The organism is Bartonella sp. AA81SXKL, from assembly GCF_042196945.1.
GTDB lineage: Bacteria > Pseudomonadota > Alphaproteobacteria > Rhizobiales > Rhizobiaceae > Bartonella.
The window spans coordinates 4,077-4,373 of record NZ_JBHIRH010000037.1 but is presented as its reverse complement, the minus strand read 5'-3'; positions in this window follow the sequence as shown (position 1 = coordinate 4,373).

Sequence of the window (297 nt, the reverse complement as noted above, 5' to 3'; positions counted from 1 at the left end):
GGTAAACATTTTATAAAGAAGTGATATTTTACACAGAAATTCATAGAGTAGTATACTTATAAAGTTTTATAACAATGTATTTTGTAGTAATATCTTAGTAGGACTGATTTTAGTTACATTGAAGCGTTTTAACAAAAAAAATTTACAAATGCAGAGTGATGCCTTCATATAAATTAATAGAGTGCGCAATCGCACAATATTTTAAAACTGTACGGTTTATAACTTTATTAATAGAAATATCCATTGGGGGGTATGCTTAAAGAGATAAAAAATCTCATTTTTACTATGTTTATTATT